Raw genomic sequence first — 18,405 nt, forward strand, 5'->3', positions numbered from 1 at the left:
AATTTAATTAGAATAATATATTTCTAAAAGTTCCACGTGAAACATATTATTCTTTTAGTGTATTTCTAAAGGTGGTTATCTTCCCATATAAACTAACATAACAGAAATATCATTTGGCGATACTCCACTAATTCTTGATGCTTGTGATATTGTAACAGGACGAATCTTTTTTAATTTCTCACGTGCTTCATATGATAAAGATTTTAATTGATCATAATCAAAAGTATCAGGTATACGTATATTTTCTAAACGGTGTAATTTTTCAGCATTTGCACGTTCTTTTTCTATATAACCTGAATACTTTACTTGTATTTCTGATTGTTCTATTATTTCTTCATCTAAATCGCTTAAGGCAATGTATTCTTTAACTTTTTCAAATTTCATCATATCTTCCATTTGTATTTGAGGACGAGAAAAAATTTTAAACATTTTATCACCTTGAGTAATAGGAGAGCTTAACTTAGCTTCTAAAACAGGATTAGCTTCTTTAATAGAAACAGAAGTTTCTCTAAAGAAAGTAACCATTTTTTCAGCTTGATTAAATTTATACTCCATACGTTTTAATCGTTCTTCACTAGCTAAACCTATTGCATTTGATTTAGGAGTCAAACGATAATCAGCATTATCTTGACGTAATAAAGTTCTATATTCAGCACGAGAAGTAAACATACGATAAGGTTCTTCTGTACCTTTTGTAATCAAATCATCAATTAAAACACCTATATAAGCTTCATCTCTTTTTAAAGTAAAAGGATCTCTTTCTTGTGATTTTAAAGCGGCATTAATACCAGCCATTAAACCTTGTGAAGCAGCTTCTTCATATCCTGTAGTCCCATTAATCTGTCCTGCAAAATACAAACCAGAAATAAGTTTTGTTTCTAAAGTATGCCTTAACTGAGTAGGAGGGAAGTAATCATACTCTATAGCATATCCTGCTCTAAAAAATTTTACATTTTCAAAACCTTCAACTGAACGCAAAGCTTTAAACTGAACATCTTCTGGAAGTGAAGTAGAAAATCCATTTACATATACTTCTACAGTATTCCATCCTTCTGGTTCAACAAAGAGTTGATGACGATCTTTATCAGCAAAACGATTAATTTTATCTTCTATAGAAGGACAATAACGAGGACCTAAAGATTTAATACGACCATTAAACATAGGAGAACGATCAAATCCTTCACGCAATAAATCATGCACTAAAGGAGAAGTATAAGTCATATAACAATCACGTTGTTTTTTTAAAGGTTTCGTGTAATCTGAAAAAGAAAATTTAGCTGGATTTAAATCTCCTGGTTCTACACGCATTTTAGTATAATCTAAAGAACGTCCATCAACACGTGGAGGTGTACCTGTTTTCATACGTCCTGCTTGAAAACCTAAACGAACTAAATCTTCTGTTATACCATAAGATGCGCTTTCACCAACACGTCCTCCTCCAAACTGTTTCTCTCCAATATGTATTAAACCATTTAAAAAAGTACCATTAGTTAAAACAACTGTTTTAGCATAAATAGATAAACCTATAGCTGTTTTTACTCCTATTACATTTTCTCCTTCAGTTATTAATCCTACAACCATTTCTTGATAAAAATCAAGATTAGGTGTTTGTTCCAACATTAAACGCCATTCTTCTGAGAAACGCATACGATCACTCTGGCAGCGTGGGGACCACATAGCTGGTCCTTTAGATTGATTTAACATTTTAAATTGAATTGCAGTCTTATCAGACACTATACCTGAATAACCACCTAAAGCATCTATCTCACGAACAATTTGCCCTTTTGCAATTCCCCCCATAGCAGGATTACAAGACATCTGAGCTATATTCTGAAGACTCATTGTAATCAACAAAGTTCTAGAACCTAAGTTTGCTGCTGCTGCTGCTGCTTCACAACCAGCATGTCCTGCACCCACTACTATTACATCATAACTCTCTATAAACATTATATATCTTTAAAATAATTCATTTTTTTATAAAACTTTTTCTTTATTTTAAAGTGTTTCACGTGAAACACTTTAAAATAAAAAGAAAAAGTTCCACGTGAAACAAATAAAATTTGTTTCACGTGGAACTAAGATTATTAATTATGTTTCACGTGAAACATTTTTATTTTTTCATCTTCTTTTAAACGCATTAATTCTTCTTCTGATGAAGTTTTGTCTTTATACCCGCAATAATGTAATACACCATGAATAATAACGCGTTTTAATTCTTCATCAAAAGATACTCCTAAATCAATAGCATTCTCTTTTATACGATCAATAGATATAAAAATATCACCAGCGATTAAGTTGTTTTCTGTGTAATCAAAACTAATAACATCTGTATAATAATCGTGATCCAGATATTGCTTATTGATTTCTAATAGATATTCATCATTACAAAAGATGTAATTAATTTCATTTAATTCTTTATTTTCAGATTCGATAACAGTTTTAATCCATTCTGTATAATCAACTTCATTAGATAACAAAAAATTAGTTTCGTAATTATAATTTATCATTTTTTTTAAAATATTCTTGAATACGTTTATTAAATTGCGAGCGCAAAGGTAAGCTTTGTCTATTTAATATTTCTATACTATTTAAATATTCTTGTAACTTTTGCGGTAGGGCAGGAGAGGAGTTTTGAAATTCTTTTTTATTAGTTACTCCTTCTCTTTTATTATCTTGATTTTGTTGTTGAGCGGCTTCTTGTAATTTTAATAGTTCATATTTTAAATTTAATGCTTTTTGAACCAACTGTTTATTGAAACCTTTTGTTATCAATTGCTTTTCTAATTGTTTCATTTGTTCTATAGCATTTTGCCCTTGTGAACCTAATCCTTGTTTATGTAATTCTTTTTCTAAAGCATCTCGTAATTGCTGTTGCTCCTTTAAAATATCTATAATATCTTGTGCGTTACCCTCATTAGTTTCACTAGAATTATTTTGTTTTGAATTACCATCTTTAGAACTAGAACCTCCTTGACCACCTGATTTATTACCATTTCCGTTTGGTTCTTTTCCTTCACCACTACCAGAAGATCCTGATGAACTAGGTTTATTAGATTTATCTTTACTCATTTTTTTAGCTAACTCTTCTTGTCTCATAATTATATCTGGTAATTGCATACCAGAACCTTTTCCTTTTCCAGGACTAGGATTACCTTGACCTGATCCTGATCCCGACATAGACATTTGCATATTATCTAAAACATCTGCTAATAAATTAGCTAAATTATTAGCACTAGTAAATGTATATTGTTGACTAGAAACACCGCGAGCAAGTTGATTTTCTGTAAAATAATCTATTGATTTATCTAAGTTATAATAAATAGTACCTATTTCTTTTGTAACTTTTTCTCCTATTTTAGGATTACGTAATGACATCGTAAATAAACTATCATCTACATGTTTAAACTGATTTTTTAAATCTTGTTGTGTCTTTATATATTTAGAAAATGACGCAGATGTTCCATTAATACTCTTGAAATTATTCATTAATTTTTCTTCTGAAAATGAAAATCTAAGTAGATTATCTACAATTTGACGAAGCATTTTAATATCTTCATTCATTTGTTCTTTATCACCACCTTGCATATCTTTTTCTATTGATTGCGACATCTGACGCATTTTTCGAGCAGCACTTTTTTGTTTAGTACTAGCTTTAGCATTATTTTTATTTTTTAATTCATTGCTTGCATTCTTCATATCATTATCAATACTATTCTGCTTTTCTATATCGGAAGGTATTTTTAAAGGTTTCTTTAGCTTTTTATTTTCTTTATCTAAATCATTTAATTCTTTTTGTAAACGATCAAAAGAAGAATTTAATTCATTCTGTTCCTTTTCATTATTGTCTTTATTATTAGATAATTCTTCTTCTTGATCTGCTAGTTTTTCTAATTTATCTACAAGTTGCTTTGCTTTTTGTTCAATATAATAACGCTTAGTCAATTCTACTAACTGTTCTAAACTTTTAGTTTGATTCTTAGATTTTTGCTGAAACTTTTCAATTTTATCAAATAATTCTTCATGCTGTAATTTTTCATTTAGATTTTTTAATTCATCTAATAGTTTCTTGTTTTTATCTAAATCTTGTTGCACATTATCTAAGCGATTTTCTAATTCTTCTTTTTTAAGATCTTTAGAAGTAGGTTTAAATTGATCTAAATTTTCTTTTATTTTTTCAGAATAATTTTTTAATAATTCTTCTTGTTCTTTTTGACGTTTTATAAAATCATTAATTTTTTGTTGTTCTTTATAATTCAGTTCTTTTTTCTCTTTACCCACTTGTTCTATTTTCTCTAATTCTAATTGTTGTTTATCCTGTAATTTTAAAGATTTAGAAAGGCTATTAATATTATCGTTTTGTTGTTGTAAAAATTCTTCTTGTTTTTCTTCTTCTGTAGACTCACGGTGTGAAAATACAGCAGACTTAGAAGTTTTAAAACCATTTAAAAAATCATTATCAGAAATTTCAAAATAATAATCATACTGAACTCCTCTATCTATAGGTAATGAACCAGGAAAATTAAAAATAAATTTATCATAAATACCTTGTTTAAAAGATAGTGTTCCACGTTTTGCTTGACTCATTTTATCTTTTGGAAAATATATAATACTCAAACGATGGAAACCATAATCATCTGCAATTTGACCAATTAAATAAGGTTTAGAAACATGTAAACTATCTGGAATCGTTTCTATTTTTATACTTGGATACTGATCTTTAATAACATTCAAAGAATATGTGAGTTTTTCGAAGTCTTTTACATCTTTATTTGAAGTAACTATTTGATATTCTGAATTTTGATTGATTTTTTTTGAAAAAATAAAGTTATTATTTTTAAAATTAAAACTACTCAATGAATTATTGATATTCATACGAACTATTTCTGTCGATTGAGCTTTAATACTCCAAGTAATAGTAGTCCCTTCAGGAATAACTGCATTACCAGTACCTCTTATTAACTCTGGTTTTTTACCTAAATAGTTAGGGAAATTTAATAGCATTTCAAAATGAGTAATAGCTGGAACTGAATTAACTTTTAAATGATAATTCTTACTTATTACTTCATTTGATTGAATATAAAAATCAGTATCAGCTAAAGGATTTTCAAAAGTATATTGAAAAGTACCTGCTGCTGTATTTTCCATAAAATATTGTTCATTACCTATAACAATAATTGCTTTATCTGGATTTACTTTACCTTTAGAAAAAACAGTTAAAGTAAAATCTTTATTTTGTTGGGTAATTAATGAATCTTTAATGAATAATTCAAATGGAGCAGGAGGAGAGAAATGTTGATCATAATTAACTACACGATGCATACCTTGTGCTAAATATTCTTCTTTTCCTGAAATCATAAAAAATAAAATAATAAGAAAAGGAATTAAAGCCAATGGAATATACTTTTTATTTTTTCTAAAATCTATTGCATTCACAAAAGGAATAGGTTGCAAGCTTTTTGCTTTTTGATCTATAGAAGCTAATAGTAATTCTGATTGATTTGAATTATTTACTAACTGTAAGAAATTAACTAACTTATCATTTACCTCAGTAAAGTGTTTACCTATTATAAATGATGCTTGTTCATAGCTTAATCCTTTTTGAAGTTTAAATAATTTAAATAATGGTATTATTATAAAACGAATAAGTAAAAACAATTCCACAGTGATAAATAACCAAAATAATATGGTTCTTCCTGTGGGTTGTAACCACAAAAAATATTCAATAAAACTAGTAAATAAAAAATATAATAAACCTAATCCAATAAAAAATAAGCTACCACGAAGTAATTCATTAGTATAATATTTTTTAATAAAACTTTCTAATTTAACGAATATGAGCTGTTTTGATTCCAAAATTCAATACTTTAATTATAACCCATAAAGTTAGTAAAATATCAAATACAATAGCAATACTCAAAATCAAACAAATATGTAAGCAGTATAATGTATCTTTGCACAATACATTGCATCTTAATCAATAGATGATACTTCATGTAATAAATAACAAAAACAATAAAAAAATGTCAAAGCCAGTTAGAGTGCGTTTTGCACCCAGTCCAACAGGACCTTTACATATAGGCGGTGTAAGAACAGCCTTATTTAATTATTTATTTGCTAAAAAACACAATGGTACATTTTATTTACGAATAGAAGATACAGATCAAACTCGTTTTGTACCAGGAGCGGAAGCTTATATTTTTGAAGCGTTAGAATGGTTAGGAATAGCACCTGATGAAACGGTAGGAAAGAATGAAAAGTTTGGGCCTTACCGCCAAAGTGAACGTAAGGCAATATATAAACAATATGTAGACCAATTAATTCAATCAGGTTCTGCATATTATGCTTTTGATACACCTGAAAAATTAGATGAATTAAGAAAATCTGCAGAAGCAAATGGTCAAACATTTATCTATAATCATACGGTACGTGAAACTTTAGATAATGCTCTAACATTAACAACTGAAGAAGTAAAAAAACGTCTTGAAAATGGTGAAGCTTTTGTTGTACGTTTCAAAACACCTATTAATCAAATATTAGAATTAAAAGATATTATTCGAGGAGATATAAAATTTGATACTAATTTATTAGACGATAAAGTATTATTCAAAAGTGATGGAATGCCAACATATCATTTGGCGAATATAGTTGATGATCACTTAATGGAAACTTCACATGTAATACGTGGTGAAGAATGGTTACCTTCATTACCACTGCATATTTTATTGTACCAAGCATTAGGTTGGGAAGCTCCTGAATTTGCACACTTACCTCTAATATTAAAACCTGTAGGTAATGGTAAATTATCAAAACGTGATGGTGATAAAATGGGATTCCCTGTATTTCCTCTAGAATGGAAAACAGAAGATACAAGCTCTATGGGATACCGTGAAAATGGATTTTTTCCAGAAGCAGTTGTGAATTTCTTAGCTCTATTAGGTTGGAATGATGGAACGGAACAAGAACTATTTTCTTTAGAAGAACTAATCAATAAATTTGATTTAGCACGTGTAAATAAATCAGGTGCTAAGTTTGACCCTGAGAAAAATAAATGGTTCAATCATCAGTATTTATTAGTGAAAAGTGATGAAGAATTAGCTATAAGTTTTAATGAAGTTTTAATTAACAAAGGCATTTCGACTACCCTTGATGTGACACGCATTGTTTCTTTAAATAAAGAAAGAGCCAATTTTGTAACTGATTTATGGGATTTGACTGACTATTTCTTTTTGGCACCTTCAAGTTATGATGAAAAAGGTTTGAAAAACTGGAAAGAAGATACTCCTGAATTATTAAAACAATTAATTACAGTTTTAGAAGGTATAACTGATTTTACAAGTACTACTATAGAAACTATAGTTAAAGAATGGTTAACTATAAATGAAATAGGAATGGGCAAGGTAATGCAACCCTTCCGTTTAAGTTTAGTAGGGAAGATGATGGGACCTCATTTATTTGACATTGTTGAAATACTTGGAAAAGAGGAAACTATTCAAAGAATTCAAAAAGCAATACATAGTATTTAAGAGACAATAAGGGGGCAAAATTTTGCCCCCTTATTAACAACAACTATAAATTAAAAGTTATTTGTGTGCTTATCATACTCAAATGACCATTAAAACTAATATTATTATTTTTTTCAAGTAATTCATTTCTATTAAGCCTATTAAACATATTAGTTAAAGCTAACTGATAAAATAAATTAGCTCTAATTATTTTACTACCACCCGATAAACCAACATATAAATTAGCGCCTACATTTGATATATTAATTATTTCAGAAGCTAATAAAGAACTATTAAGAATCTTATTGTAATTATAATGATCATCTATTTTTAGTTTGCCATTCACTTGTAAAACCGGACCAAAATCAAAAGCTAAATTATCATTCAATAAATGATAACTACCTAAAATACGTAATTGTGCACCTGACAATTTATAAGTTACTTTTTCTTCTTGAAAATTAGAATTAATTGATTCAATAGAAAAATTACTATCGGTAAACTGCATCCCATAAATCAGGCTCCATTTATCATTATAAAAATTACCACGTACTGATAAACCTGCTATCCAACCTAACTCTGGTCTAGTATTAAAATTAGAAGTATAAACATCTGTATATGTTATTCCTGCAGAAATCCCTATTCTATTACCATCATTTTTTCTATATTGAGAATGGGATAAAGAAGAATTAATAAAAAGAATAAATAATAAAACACGTATCATCATTATATTTTATTTACTAAAGTAAAGAATCTATTTTAATAATAACTTGTAACATTTAAAATATTTTAGCGTATAACCTATATAAAACAAACTAATCCGTTTATACATTATGGGAGCATTTTTTATTATTATTTTATTTTTTGGATTTATCCTATTAGTATCATCATTCTTTACAGTAAAACAACAAACAGCTGTAGTGATAGAACGCTTTGGAAAATTCAATAGTATTCGACAATCAGGTTTACAATTAAAAATTCCAATTATTGATCGTATAGCTGGTCGTGTAAACTTAAGAATTCAACAATTAGATGTGGTCATTGAAACAAAAACAAAAGATAATGTATTTGTTAAAATGAAAGTTTCAGTACAATTCAAAGTAATCCAAGAAAAAGTATATGATGCTTTTTATAAATTAGAATATCCTCACGACCAAATTACTTCATATGTATTTGATGTTGTTCGTGCAGAAGTTCCTAAACTTATTTTAGATGATGTTTTTGTTCGCAAAGATGATATTGCTGTAGCTGTAAAACGTGAATTAAATGAAGCAATGACAACTTATGGATATGATATAATTAATACTTTAGTAACTGATATTGATCCTGATATACAAGTAAAAAATGCTATGAATCGTATTAATGCAGCAGATCGTGAGAAAACAGCAGCTGAATATGAAGCAGAGGCACAACGTATTAGAATTGTAGCAAAAGCAAAAGCAGAAGCGGAAAGTAAACGTTTACAAGGTCAAGGTATTGCGGATCAGCGTCGTGAAATTGCGCGTGGTCTTGTAGAATCCGTTAATCAACTAAATGACGTAGGTATTAATTCACAAGAAGCAAGTGCTTTAATAGTAGTAACACAACATTATGATACTTTACAAGCGGTAGGAGCTGATGCGAATAGTAATTTAATATTATTACCCAACTCACCCCAAGCAGCAACAGATATGCTTAATAATATGATAGCAAGTTTTGCAGCTTCAAATCAAATTTCAGATGCAATGAAAAAAGGTACAAAAAGAAAAATAGAAGAACAGAATACAAAGATATTTCCAGCTGAAAATTTTGGAGATAATGATTCTCCTGAAAGAATTTAATTTACTCAAAACTCATTTTAAAACCATCAATCAAAAATTGGTGGTTTTTTTATTTAGTAACTATAAAATAATAAAAACTTCAAATAAATCCATTTAAAAGGTTTTTTATAAGTAAAACATAACAGAACCTCATTCTTTTTTTTTATTAGCTAAAAATCAAATTATGAAAGTCAATTTTAGAAATAAAATTTATTAAAATACATTTTTAAATAATAAAAATTTATTATTTAAAAAATTTATAATTTAATAAAAAATAAAAGGTTTTATAAATAAAAAAACAAATAAAACTTAAATAAAAGGTTTTAAGAAACTTTTAATAGATAAAAGATAAATCCACACCAGACTTCTTTTTTATTAGCTAAAATTGAAATTATGAAAGCTTAATGTTATAAATAAATATTATTTTTAAAAATAAAATAATAATAAAAAATTATAATTTATAAAATTTATGCAATTCATTAATACATATAATTTTATTTATAGATTTTTAAAAAAATTAAAATAAAAGGTTTTAAGGGATTTTTAATAAATAAGAGATAAAATCATACCAGACTTTTTTTTTATTAGCTAAAATTTAAATTATGAAAGTTTATTTTTTCACACAAATTTATCATTTATGAAATAATTATAAAAAATAATTATTATTTACAAAATTTATAAAAAATAAAATACTTATAAGTATTTTATAAATAAAAAAGCCAGTAAATAATTTACTGGCTTTTTTATTTAATTATTCTTTAACGATCTTGGTAAAACTTTTTATATTTTGTTCATACGTCACTTCAAGTAAATACATTCCTTTTTGTAGATGATCTAAATTAATACTTGAGTTATCAAAATAGACAGGAAAATGTTTACCTGTAAGATCGGTTAAAGTAACTAATTTAATAGAACTTCCAATTTTAGAGGTAACAATTTCTTTAGCTGGATTAGGAAAAAATTGATTATCAACTATTTGAAATCCTTGATTTGACAATAGATCTAACTGACCTGCTTTTATACTTTGTCCTGCTACATCATTATAAGCATAACTTTTTAAGGTAATAGTATTACCATTTTTATTTACTAAAATCCAGCCATAATGCCAACTATTAGCTAATTTAAACTTACAACCAATATACGAATCACCTTGAGGAAAAAAATCAACAGGATTGGCCCATGAAGGATCTATATAAGCATCTGCTTGAGCACCAAATATGCTAGAACTTGAAATAGTAGTATCAAAACTCAAAAATTTCATCACATCCCAACCATATCCTGAATCAAATGTACCTGTAGTAACAAAGTTTACCATATTAGGATCAAAAAAACTTTCGACAGAATTGTTCATATATTGCATGGTGAATTCTGGTACATTATCATTATTAAAATCAAGATCAACAAAAGTATTTAACGAAAAAGTAAAATCATTAATATCACGAACTACTATAGCTGCTTGAGAATTCCAATAAAATAAGAGACTAAAAAGTCCTAATGTAATTTTTTTCATAGGCTAATTTTTTAATTTGACATATAAATGTATAAAAAAAACACTTGATATTCATCAAGTGCTTAAAATTTAATTTCATCATGGTTTATTCACTAATCTTAGCCCATGTATCTTTAAGTCCTACAGTTTTATTAAAAACTAATTTTTCCATAGAAGAATCTTTGTCTACGCAGAAATAGCCCAAACGTTGAAACTGAAACTGATCTAATTCCTTAACATCTGCTAAGCTAGGTTCAAGATAACCTGTAATGATTTGCAATGAATTAGGATTAATAAATTCTTTAAAATCAACTTCTTTATTTCCATCAGGACTTTCATGAGTAAATAAACGGTCGTAAACACGTATTTCAGCTGGTATTGCATGAGTTTGAGAAACCCAATGAATAGTTCCCTTTACTTTACGCTTAGAAGCTTCTGTACCACTTCCAGAACGAGAATCAGGATCATAAGTTGCATGAATTTCCGTAATATTTCCATTTTCGTCTTTTATTACTGATTCTGCTTTAATGATATAGGCATTTTTAAGTCGGACTTCACCATCTAATTTTAAACGAAAAAACTTTTTATCTGCTTCTTCTTTAAAATCCTCTCTTTCAATGTATAAAACTTTAGAAAAAGGTACTTTTCTATAAGTCATGATTTCTTCTTCAGGATTATTTTCAGCTTCTAACCATTCTTCTTGTCCTTCTGGATAATTAGTAATGACTAATTTAACAGGATCTAAAACTGCCATAACACGAGGTGCAGTTTTATTTAAATCCTCTCTTACACAGAATTCTAATAAAGAAACATCAATTAAATTAGTTCGTTTAGCAATACCTATTGTTTTAGCAAAATTTCTTATAGATTCTGGTGTATAACCGCGACGACGCATACCTGAAATGGTACTCATACGAGGATCATCCCAACCTGTTACATGTCCTTCTTGTACTAATTGTAATAGTTTGCGCTTAGAAACGACTGTATGTGATAGATTTCTACGTGCAAATTCACGTTGCTTAGGTCTTACCTTCGAATTATCATAAATAGCGTTTAGAAACCAATCATATAATTCTCTATGAGGTAAAAATTCTAATGTACAGAATGAATGAGAAACTTGTTCCATATAATCACTTTCACCATGTGCCCAATCATACATAGGATATATACACCATTGATTACCAGTACGATGATGATGTTCGTGCATAATACGATACATGATAGGATCACGCATTAACATATTAGAAGAAGCCATATCAATTTTAGCACGCAAAACATAAGAACCATTAGGAAATTCACCGTTTTTCATACGTGTAAATAAATCTAAATTTTCTTCGACAGAACGATCTCTATTAGGGCTATTTTCACCTGGTTGCGTAGGTGTGCCTTTTAATCTAGCCATTTCTTCGGATGACAAGTTATCAACATAAGCTTTACCCTTTTTTATCAATTCTATAGCCCAATCATATAATTCTTGAAAATAATCAGATGCGTAACATTCTTTATCCCATTTAAATCCAAGCCATTCTACATCACGCTTTATAGCATCTACATATTCTTGCTCTTCTTTAGAAGGATTTGTATCATCAAAACGCAAATTTACAGGCGCATTATAATCTAATCCTAATCCAAAATTTAAACAAATAGCACTTGCGTGTCCAACATGTAAGTATCCATTAGGTTCAGGTGGAAAACGAAAGCGTAATTTATCATTAGACAAACCATTATTTAAGTCTTCTTCAATGATTTGTTCTATAAAATTCAATGATTTTTCTGTACTCGACATTGTTTTTTATCTTTTTAGCAAAGATAAAAAAAAGTTTAAAGTTTAGTGTTTAAAGTTTCATATAAACATTGAACTTTGCAATATTAAAAAACATTAAATTACATAATAATGGGAATTATCAAGTTAAAAAACATACGAACCTATTCGTATCATGGTTGTTTAATAGAAGAAAGTAAAATAGGTAGTAACTATCGTGTAGATTTAGAAATAGAAGCTGATTTATCAAAATCAGCTATAAGTGATCGTTTGGTAGATACTGTAGACTATGTACATTTAAACAAAATAGTAGTAGAAGAAATGGCTATTCGATCAGAACTTTTAGAACATGTAGCACAAAGAATTATAGATAGAATACTAAAAGAACTTCTATTAGTAGAAAAAGTTACCGTAGAAGTAGCAAAAATTAATCCACCTATAGGTGGTGATGTTCAAGAAGTTACTATTTTAATAACAAAAAAAAGATAAACTTTTAGCTCAAAGGCTTTTAAAATATAAACTTTTCACTATATTTGCAGTCGCAATGGCGTCGTGGCCGAGCGGCTAGGCACCGGTCTGCAAAACCGTCTACCCCGGTTCGAATCCGGGCGATGCCTCTGAAACCTTCCAATTATTTTGGGAGGTTTTTTTTATTTATAATTTCAAATTTAATAATAGATTAAGTTTTACTACGTTAGAACCTAAAAAATTTAGAAAATGATTCAATTGGTCAAAAGATTAATTTTCTAAAAACTGATAATAAAATTTATAAAGCAGTAAATAAACGAACTCCCTAACAAGGAGTTTTTTTATGGGAATAATAAAATAAAAAAAGGTCTGATTGCTCAGACCTTTTACCCTTTGGCGGAGAAAGAGGGATTCGAACCCCCGGACCTGTTACAGTCAACAGTTTTCAAGACTGCCGCATTCGACCACTCTGCCATTTCTCCAGTATGTTTCGCTTTACTTCCGTATTGCGAGTGCAAATATAAGACAGTTTTTTATATTTGCAAACTACTTTTACGATCTTATTTAAAAAATAATTAATGTTTTTTTATAAGCATCTAAAAAATAGAACATTATAAGGATAAAAAAAATTAAACTTTTTTAATTTTTATCATAGGAGTCTTTAAAATAGCTAGATTTAAATCTGACAAGAAAGTAATTTTATGAATTTGAATAAGTGTTGCCTTATCCTTATTTAGGATAGCTTGATATACATCGGCTGGAATTTTATTACCTTTAATCTCAAAACTATCTAAAAATTCACCTATCGTATTAGTTAAATGTAAACGAAAGCCTGTAACTGTAATATTGTAATCTAATAAGAAATCTATTAGTTTAAAAGTAATTTCAGCATTTAATAATTCTTTTGTTGGAATTTCTAAAACACAATCACTATTAATACATCCTTTTTGATTAACTAATAAAGCTGCCAATGGTAAATCTTTTACCCGTAAAATATGTTCTTCAATTACTTTTGTACTATCAGATGTATTAATTTCCACAAATACTTTCGTTTCCTTGCCATTTTTAGGCTGAAGGGTATAATTACCATCTGGACTTTGAAAAAGTGCTTCTCCTTTAATTTTATAAGGTTTTGATTCTTTTACTTGAATAGATATGGGATTAGGAATTCCTTTGTATACAATATTTAATTTATTTAATCCTATTAAGGAAAGATTTGGTTTTGATATACTAATAGAATCATTTTGACTATAAATAGCATAAGGTAAAAGAATTAAAAGTAATAATTTTTTCATGTTAGTTTATTTTAGATTAGGGCATTATTTATTTGGCATGAAGTTACTAAAATAAGTAGTTTTATTATTAGTATAATTAAAAAAAGAGTAATGTTTCAATTACTCTTTTTCTATTTTTTCTATTGTATCTTTTACAAATTGTTTATCGGAGGGGAACCAACCTTGGGCTAATAATATAGTGCCAAAAATTATTAATAATATAGCACTTACTTTTTTAATTTTTATAATATTAACAGGAGTTAGTTTAGAACGTAATTGTTTTGCTGCTAATATTTTACAAACATCAGTAGTTAAATAAGAAATTATAACAGTAGTAAAAAACCAGAAGACATTTGAACTATCCATTTCTAAACGAGGACCAAAGGTTATAATAATCAATAACCAAAATCCTAAAACACCTATGTTAATAAAATTTAAAAGAAAACCTTTTATGAATAAACTGAAATAATTCTTTTTAATCAAATCTACAACTTCTTCATCTTCTTCAATGTTTTTGCTAGCTTTATATAATTTAGCATACGAAATAATTCCATATGCTAACATAACTATCCCTCCAAAAATAAATAATGCTGGATCATCTTTTAAACTTTGAATCAAGCGATAACTTCCTAAATAAGCCAAACCTATAAAAAATATATCTCCGAGAACAACTCCTAAATCAAAAAATAAAGCGGCTCTAAATCCTTTAGTTATACTGGTTTCTAATAATACAAAAAATACAGGACCAATCATAAAGCTCAGGAAGATACCTAAAGGAATTCCATTACTTAAAATATATTGTAACATAAATTAACTGCTAGAATGAATTGGCAATTTAATTCTATATTCTTAAAAAATCTAATTTTTAGTGATTTTAAGAAAATTTTATTTCAAAAGATCTATTAATCAATATGGTTACTATTAATTTTTGTCTTTACGTACAATGATGTTTCCACCAAAAATAGTTTTTTGATTTACTTGTTTAGGCTTTCCATATATAATAATACTTCCTCCTGCACGTGCTTTAGCATCTACAATATCATAAGCTTTAATATCTATTTGTCCACCAGCATTAACAGTTACTGTTGCTTGTTGTGTTTGACAATTAGTAGCATTAAGTATACCTCCTGCTGTAGATACAGCGTCTATATTTTCTGTTTTTCCTGCTAAAGTAACTACTGCTCCGCTAGAAGTTTTAATGTTTATTTTAGAAGCTTGTACAGTTAAATCTACTTTTCCACCTTCTTTTGCTATAATATCAAAAATAGATGTTTGCAAAGTTGTATTACTGCTTATAAAACTGCCTTCATTTGCTTCAACTGCATCTAAATTTTTAAAATAAATAATTGCTTTAATATCATTCCCTTTTAATATTTTACCAAAAGGCATACGTATTTTTAATTCACCTGATTTGTTAACTAATTCTACTGATTCTGAATTAGTACCTTTTAATTCAATTTTGTTTTCATTTGATTTTATTAAATGAATTTCAATTTGGTCAAATCCTGTTACTTTGCTAAAATCACTTAAAGATTTTGTTGTTTGTGCATTACTATTTATCCAAAAAATAGATACTATTGATAATATTAGAAATTGATTTTTCATTGTCTTTTTATTAGTGTTAACTCATAAACTTTCAAATAATTATTCATTTCTACGGATAAAATGATAATCTAATTGTTTTTTAACTAAATCTGCATTTTTCACTTTTACCCAAACTTCATCTCCTAGTTGTAATAAGTCTTTAGTTACTTGTCCTACTAAAGCATATTGTTTTTCATCAAAGGTATAATAGTCCTCTTTTATTTCACGGATACGGATCATTCCTTCGCATTTATTTTCTATAATTTCAACATAAATGCCCCATTCTGTAACACCTGAAATTACGCCAAGGAATTCCTGATCTCTATGATCTTGCATATACTTGACTTGCATATACTTGATAGAATCTCTTTCAGCATTTGAAGCACTATTTTCCATATTAGAAGAATGTACACATTTTTCTTCATATGTTTCTTCATCTGCACTTTTTCCACCATCTAAATATTGTTGTAACAAACGGTGTACCATTACATCTGGATAACGACGAATAGGAGATGTAAAATGTGAATAATAATCAAAAGCTAATCCATAATGTCCAATGTTAGCGGTAGAATATTTGGCTTTACTCATACTACGAATAGCAAGTGTATCAACCATGTTTTGTTCTTTTTTACCAACAATATCAACTAATAAATTATTCAAGGATTTAGAAATTGTTTCCTTTGATTTAAAATTTAAACTATAACCAAATTTTGAAATAATACCTTGTAAGTTCATCAGTTTATTTTCATCAGGTTCATCGTGAATACGATACACAAATGTTTTCTTTTGTTTTCCAATGAATTCAGCTACTTTTCGATTAGCCAATAACATAAATTCTTCAATAAGATGATTAGCATCTTTAGCCACTTTGAAATAAACTCCTACAGGCTCATTACTTTCATTTAACTTAAATTTGACTTCTACTTTATCAAATGAAATTGCACCTTGGTTCAATCTATTTCTTCTTAATATTTTAGCTAATTCATCTAATTTTAAAGTGGCTTGAACAATATCTTCTCTTATGATATATTCAGAACCTGTCAAAGAAATTTCTATAGGAATAGTATTTCCTTTAGTTTCAATGATATGTTGTGCTTCTTCATATGCAAAACGCTGATCAGAATAAATGACTGTTCTTCCAAACCATTGATTGATAACTTGTGCTTTTTCATTAATTTCAAATATAGCTGAAAAGGTATATTTTTCTTCATGTGGACGAAGTGAACAAGCAAAATTACTCAACACTTCGGGCAACATAGGAACTACACGGTCTACTAAGTAAACTGAAGTAGCTCTTTTGAAAGCTTCATCATCTAATATAGTTCCTTCTTGTACATAGTGAGACACATCAGCAATATGAACTCCCACTTCATAATTTCCATTCTCTAATTTTTGGAAAGAAAGTGCATCATCAAAGTCTTTAGCATCTTTAGGATCTATTGTAAAAGTTAAGACATTACGCATATCTCTACGTTTACTGATTTCTTCAGCTGTTATAGAGGTATCTAATTTTTTAGCATAGGCTTCTACTTCAATTGGGAAATCATAAGGTAATCCGTATTCTGCAAGAATAGCATGAATTTCAGTATTATGTTCTCCAGGGCGACCTAAAACTTTGAGTACAGTTCCGAACGGAGAATCAGCTTTTTTAGGCCAATCTTCTATTTTTACTAAAACAACATCACCATCTTTTGCTTCTCCAATTTTTTTCTTTTGGAATAAAAATATCGGTATACATTTTAGGGTTAGCAGTTGTCACAAAAGCAAAATTCTTTTGAATATCAATTACTCCTACAAACTCAATACGTTCACGCTCTATGATATCAATTACTTCGGCTTCAGGTCTTTTACCACGACGACGATTGTAAACATACACTTTTACCTTATCGCCATCTAAAGCATGATTTAAATTAGCAAAAGGTATAAATACATCATCTTCAAAATCTTCGCAAATAAAATATGCGGTTTTACGGGAAGTCATATCAATTATACCTTCATAATAATCCTGACTTTGAGCTTTAACTATATACTTACCTGGCTCAATCTCTAAAATCTGTTTTTTAGAGGCTAAAATTTTTAAATCTTTTATAATTTCATTTCGACTTTTAGTATCATCTACATCTAAACGAGCTGCAATCTGCTTATAGTTAAATGGCTTATTAGGCTCCTTAGAAAGCAACTTCAAAATTTTTCCGGAAAAGTCTCGCACTCCCTTACTAAATCTTCTAGGCTTTTTACTCATCTTCAATTTTTAAATATCGCTGAAAAATACAAAATCTTTTTCATAGAGAGATTAAGATTAAAAGATATAAGATTTTAAAAATAAAATTTAGAATTAAAACATAGGAGTTTTTAACAATAACTAAAAAAATAAAAAAGAAGATTTTTTAAAAAATAAAATTTGATGGTTATGATAGTGTGTTAATAATGCTAAAAACTTTTCTTTTTTTATTTTGTTTATTGAGTTTTGTGTACTTATACAGTGATATTAACAACTTATTAGATAGTTAAGTCTTTCTAATTTAGTAGG

The 18,405-nt window shown here is 28.1% G+C and carries 12 protein-coding genes, 2 tRNA genes and 1 pseudogene; 4 read left to right on the forward strand and 11 right to left on the reverse strand.

Going from position 1 to position 18,405, the window contains the following annotated elements:
• Positions 1–75: 75 nt before the first annotated feature.
• The 3 genes from mnmG to JJC03_RS05220 all read right to left on the reverse strand — a co-directional run bounded on the left by mnmG (position 76) and on the right by JJC03_RS05220 (position 5,853).
• Positions 76–1,947 (reverse strand): tRNA uridine-5-carboxymethylaminomethyl(34) synthesis enzyme MnmG, encoded by a 1,872-nt coding sequence (gene mnmG / locus JJC03_RS05210; protein WP_235874139.1) that lies wholly within the window; start codon positions 1,945–1,947, stop codon positions 76–78.
• A 137-nt stretch (positions 1,948–2,084) separates the two neighbouring features.
• Complete coding sequence (gene ybeY, locus JJC03_RS05215; RefSeq protein WP_088400990.1) at positions 2,085–2,507, reverse strand: rRNA maturation RNase YbeY; 423 nt, start codon at positions 2,505–2,507, stop codon at positions 2,085–2,087.
• Positions 2,494–5,853, reverse strand: a complete 3,360-nt coding sequence (locus JJC03_RS05220) for a DUF4175 family protein (RefSeq protein WP_088400988.1) — start codon at positions 5,851–5,853, stop codon at positions 2,494–2,496. The genes ybeY and JJC03_RS05220 overlap by 14 nt, the downstream gene beginning before the upstream one ends.
• A gap of 167 nt (positions 5,854–6,020) precedes the next feature.
• Between JJC03_RS05220 and gltX the strand changes: the two genes are divergently transcribed.
• Positions 6,021–7,523, forward strand: coding sequence for a glutamate--tRNA ligase (gene gltX / locus JJC03_RS05225; RefSeq protein WP_235874140.1), 1,503 nt, complete (start codon positions 6,021–6,023; stop codon positions 7,521–7,523).
• 43 nt (positions 7,524–7,566) lie between these two features.
• Here the strand turns inward: gltX and JJC03_RS05230 are convergent, their stop codons facing one another.
• Positions 7,567–8,226, reverse strand: coding sequence for a hypothetical protein (locus JJC03_RS05230; protein WP_088400986.1), 660 nt, complete (start codon positions 8,224–8,226; stop codon positions 7,567–7,569).
• Between the two features lie 106 nt (positions 8,227–8,332).
• Here JJC03_RS05230 and JJC03_RS05235 point away from each other — a divergent pair, with 106 nt between their 5' ends.
• Positions 8,333–9,319 carry an SPFH domain-containing protein gene (locus JJC03_RS05235; protein ID WP_088400984.1) on the forward strand — a complete coding sequence of 329 codons (987 nt, stop codon included), beginning with the start codon at positions 8,333–8,335 and terminating at the stop codon, positions 9,317–9,319.
• A gap of 730 nt (positions 9,320–10,049) precedes the next feature.
• Here JJC03_RS05235 and JJC03_RS05240 read toward each other — a convergent pair.
• Together JJC03_RS05240 and JJC03_RS05245 are read right to left on the reverse strand one after the other, a co-directional pair.
• Complete coding sequence (locus JJC03_RS05240; protein WP_088400338.1) at positions 10,050–10,808, reverse strand: T9SS type A sorting domain-containing protein; 759 nt, start codon at positions 10,806–10,808, stop codon at positions 10,050–10,052.
• Positions 10,809–10,893: 85 nt separating this feature from the next.
• A complete protein-coding gene (locus JJC03_RS05245) occupies positions 10,894–12,573 on the reverse strand; it encodes a glutamine--tRNA ligase/YqeY domain fusion protein (RefSeq protein WP_088400340.1) in 1,680 nt (559 codons plus the stop codon).
• Between the two features lie 108 nt (positions 12,574–12,681).
• Between JJC03_RS05245 and folB the strand changes: the two genes are divergently transcribed.
• Together folB and JJC03_RS05255 are read left to right on the forward strand one after the other, a co-directional pair.
• Positions 12,682–13,038, forward strand: a complete 357-nt coding sequence (gene folB / locus JJC03_RS05250) for a dihydroneopterin aldolase (RefSeq protein ID WP_088400342.1) — start codon at positions 12,682–12,684, stop codon at positions 13,036–13,038.
• Positions 13,039–13,095: 57 nt separating this feature from the next.
• Positions 13,096–13,166, forward strand: a tRNA-Cys gene (locus JJC03_RS05255).
• A gap of 245 nt (positions 13,167–13,411) precedes the next feature.
• Here the strand turns inward: JJC03_RS05255 and JJC03_RS05260 are convergent.
• The 5 genes and pseudogenes from JJC03_RS05260 to rnr form a co-directional block, all read right to left on the reverse strand.
• Positions 13,412–13,499 (reverse strand) — tRNA-Ser (locus JJC03_RS05260).
• A 147-nt stretch (positions 13,500–13,646) separates the two neighbouring features.
• A complete protein-coding gene (locus JJC03_RS05265) occupies positions 13,647–14,312 on the reverse strand; it encodes a GldM family protein (RefSeq protein WP_088400344.1) in 666 nt (221 codons plus the stop codon).
• A gap of 99 nt (positions 14,313–14,411) precedes the next feature.
• Positions 14,412–15,098 (reverse strand): LysE family translocator, encoded by a 687-nt coding sequence (locus JJC03_RS05270; protein ID WP_088400346.1) that lies wholly within the window; start codon positions 15,096–15,098, stop codon positions 14,412–14,414.
• A 114-nt stretch (positions 15,099–15,212) separates the two neighbouring features.
• Positions 15,213–15,896, reverse strand: a complete 684-nt coding sequence (locus JJC03_RS05275; RefSeq protein ID WP_088445240.1) for a head GIN domain-containing protein — start codon at positions 15,894–15,896, stop codon at positions 15,213–15,215.
• 39 nt (positions 15,897–15,935) lie between these two features.
• A pseudogene (rnr, locus tag JJC03_RS05280) lies at positions 15,936–18,117 on the reverse strand (ribonuclease R).
• Positions 18,118–18,405: the final 288 nt, after the last annotated feature.

This window comes from Flavobacterium oreochromis (genome assembly GCF_019565455.1).
Taxonomy (GTDB): Bacteria; Bacteroidota; Bacteroidia; order Flavobacteriales; family Flavobacteriaceae; genus Flavobacterium; species Flavobacterium oreochromis.